The following is a 3805-nucleotide window of genomic DNA, read 5'->3' as shown; positions in this document are numbered from 1 at the left end:
AATATTTTTTATTTATTTATTTTATAATTAATTGATATTTATCTAATTTTTTTAATAAAAAAATATGATGACTAATAAAAACGATAAAATAATTTATAGGATAATATTGATAATAGTTATCATTTTCACTATATTACTACCCTCTATACTGAGACACAGGGAGTGTTAAATGTTAAAAAAAATTATGACAAAAATAAGTGCGTTACTATTCATCTTTGTTTTCAATAGTTTGATAAATCATAGCTTTGCTAATGAAAGAATCGTTATTGCAGGGGCAAGCTTAACTGAAATTGTTTATGCCCTAGGTGCTGGTGAGCAAGTTGTTGGAATTGATAAAACAAGTACCTACCCTGAATCAGTAAAAAATCTACCTCAAATTGGTTATTGGAAATTATTAAATATTGAAGGAATTTTATCATTACATCCCTCTCTTTTTATCGCATTTAAAGATATTGAACCTGATAATATTTTTGCTCAAGTTGCCAATGCTAAGGTAAGTGTATTGGCGTTAAACCGAATACCTGGTACTGTTGATTTACTATATGAAAATATTGATAAAATCGCTGATAAATTAAATAAAAAAACTCAAGGACAGCAATTAATCAATAGAATTAAAACCAATCTTTCACAAATCCAAAAAGATATTTCTAATCATCATGAAAAAACAAAAGTGCTTTTCTTAATGAGCATGGCGGGAACCAATTCAGTTGCGGGTAAAAATACGACAGCGGATGCGTTAATCACTATTGCTGGTGGTGAAAATTTAGCCACACATACAAGTTATAAAAGTTATACCCCTGAATCGCTAATTGTTATGAATCCTCAGGTTATTGTATTTAATACTCACTCTATTGAACAGTTAGGCGGTTTAGACAAAATCAATACTATTCCGGGTATTACAGAAACAGATGCTTACAAAAACCACCGTATTACTGTTATTGATGATCAATATCTTTTTGGGATAGGACCCAGAGTTGATGAGATTACAAAAATTTTATACCAAAGCTTTTATCCAAAATGAAGTTCATACTGATTTTTATATAAATTATTAATAATGTTTTGACCATAAATTAGAAGCAATTGAAGTGAATCATTTTATTTAATGTACTAAGTCTAAAAGGATTACAATGTTCAATTTTACAAATTTAAAAAAAACCAGCACGCTGGCTTTGGGGCTGACTTTTGCAGTCCCAAGTATCGCCGCTGAAAAACATGATGACGATAAAATTAATGACACAATGACTGTCACCGCTCATGAAGCATTCAAAAAACCCGGCACAAATACTGAAATTTCTGAACAAGATATTAGACGTGATGGCGGAACAAATTTTGGTACCATTATGCGTTATCAACCCCTGATTTCGGCTTCAGGCACTATTTCTGGTTCAGGAAGTGGTAAAAGTAGTTGGGATAGAGGTGGATTTACCGGTTATAACATCCGCGGTTTAGATGCAAACCGCGTATCAATTGATATTGATGGAATGCCTTTACCCATTGCACAAGGACGCGTAAATTCAGTAGGCCGAGCTGGTTTTGGTTCTTATGGTATCGGGCGTGATTATATTGATACTTATATGTACAATAAGGTCGATATTCAATCTGGTGCAACCTCGGTTGGCAATCCTAATAATGCTTTGGGGGGATCAGTTTCATTCCAAACCAAAACAGCAAGTTACTACTTATACCCAGGTAAAACAAGTTATTTTGGTTTCCAAAATAACTACGATTCAGCAGATCATAGTTATCATCAAGGGCTAACTATGGCGGGTGGTGATGATTATCTTAATGGTATATTAGTTTTGAGTCGTCGTGATGGGCAACAAACAAGAAATCATGGGGATTCTATTAGCAGTTATCCTGAAAATTGGCACTCCAATTCCATTTTAGCCGGTTTTGGCTGGCAAATGACCGATGAGCATTTATTAAATACAACCATCGACTTTAACAGTAAAACCAAAAATTCCCATTATGATACATGGGACAGGTACGGTAAAAAGATAGAATCTTTTGATCACCAAAGAAGTAAAAATAATCGCTTCAATTTATCTATCAAAGATCAGTGGCGCCCAACCGACCTTAGCTGGATCGATATATTAACGACTCAATTAAGTTATCAACGTACTAATGTTTATGATGATACTGATCTACGCCACAAAACTAAAGGCAACTTTAATACTCAAACCAACTATAACACTAAGACTTATAACTTTATTACAACGTTATTAAAAAGTTACGAAAATCAGAAAATTAGTGCTGGTTTAAATGCTAAATGGAGTGAAGACGAATCACCGTTTTATACTTCTGCTAAATCTGAAAATAGTAATCTCTTTCCTGATGGTGACTATACTAAACCTCAAGCCGATAGCCGTTCTTATCAAATAGGTGGATTTGTTGAAGACCGTATTAGCTTTAACTATAACGAAACAAATAACTACTATTTGGTTCCGGGTGTTAGGGCTATATACCAAAATACTAAGCCGCGTAATTTGGATAATATGTCTGTGACTGGTATCAACTCATCTAATTTGAGCAAACAATACAGTGATAATAGCGATTTCCAAATTTTACCGTCACTTGCATTGATGTACGATATTAATCCTGATTTTACTGCCTACTTACAATATAAACGTAGTGCGCAAATGCCGAATCAAAATCAATTATACGGTTCTTATTTAGCTCATAGTAAGATGTATGTTTTGGTTGGTGACTCTAACCTAAAAACCGAAACAAGTAATAACTTTGAATTAGGTTTAAAAGGACATCCTGTTTCAGGAATAACGTTATCATCAGCCGTTTTCTATAATCGCTATAAAAATTTTATAGCTTATACTCGTTATAAAAAAGATTTTGTTGGCACGGGTAATCGTATCGTATACCAAGCCGAAAACCGCGATAAAGCTTATATTTATGGTGCTGAACTAAGTAGTGAATTTAATTTTGGTACTTGGTCTAATGCGGTTAATGGTCTAAGTGCTAGATTTGCAATCGGTTATAACCAAGGTAAATCAAAATCCAATTATTTAGGCGATAAAAATGTCGAAATGGACTCTATTGCACCATTAAAAAGTGTAATTGGTTTAGCTTGGGATGATCCAAATAAATTTTATGGGGTTGCCATTACAACAACGCTACAAAAAGGGAAAAAAGCGGAATCGACTAATCGTGAATCGTATGGAAATGATGGTAAACCAATCACTGACTCAACAGACGAGTATTTTAGAGTACCTGGTCACGGCATTATCGATCTTACCGGTTATGTTAACATAAGCAAGAATGTTAAATTAAGCGGCGGTATTTATAATCTTACCAATCAAAAATATTGGGATTACTTAAGTAATAATAAGCTATATAGTACCTCTGATCATAAATATCTTGATATGTTTACAGCACCAGGGAGAACTTTCCAATTAGGTTTAGATATTGATTTTTAATCGCAACAATATTTACTATCAAAGTCAGGTCGAACCTGACTTTGTTTAATTTTACAGTAATACATTTAAAATTATCCACAATGCAAATGTATAAAAACTGAAAATACATGATTTACAAATGTCGATAAAAATTGTTAATGGCTCTAAAAAGCCTATAACTGGTCAATTTATAAACAATTATGTAGATTTTTATTCTATGTGCTAAAAAATAAATCACACAACAGATTTTACACATAGAAGATAAACTTTTTATTATTATAAAGGCGAAGTAACAACAAAATAATAAGCGAATTAACTTACAAAGGTTTGAGTAAAGAGTCATTATGAAACGATTTGATTGCAGTTAAAATGATTGGTTATAAAGGTTATATAAA

2 protein-coding genes are annotated in these 3805 nt (G+C 32.6%); both read left to right on the top strand.

What is annotated here, in order from left to right:
- The first annotated feature begins 169 nt into the window (after positions 1 to 169).
- On the top strand, positions 170 to 1021 hold the full coding sequence (locus A9G09_RS04195) for a hemin ABC transporter substrate-binding protein (RefSeq protein ID WP_065633656.1): 852 nt from the start codon (positions 170 to 172) through the stop codon (positions 1019 to 1021).
- A 106-nt stretch (positions 1022 to 1127) separates the two neighbouring features.
- Positions 1128 to 3431 (top strand): TonB-dependent receptor, encoded by a 2304-nt coding sequence (locus A9G09_RS04190; protein WP_065633655.1) that lies wholly within the window; start codon positions 1128 to 1130, stop codon positions 3429 to 3431.
- Positions 3432 to 3805: the final 374 nt, after the last annotated feature.

The sequence above is a fragment of the Gilliamella sp. wkB292 genome, assembly GCF_001690235.1.
Lineage (GTDB): Bacteria > Pseudomonadota > Gammaproteobacteria > Enterobacterales > Orbaceae > Gilliamella > Gilliamella apicola_F.
The sequence above is the reverse complement of the archived record's forward strand: the minus strand, read 5'-3'. Positions and strand labels throughout refer to the sequence as shown.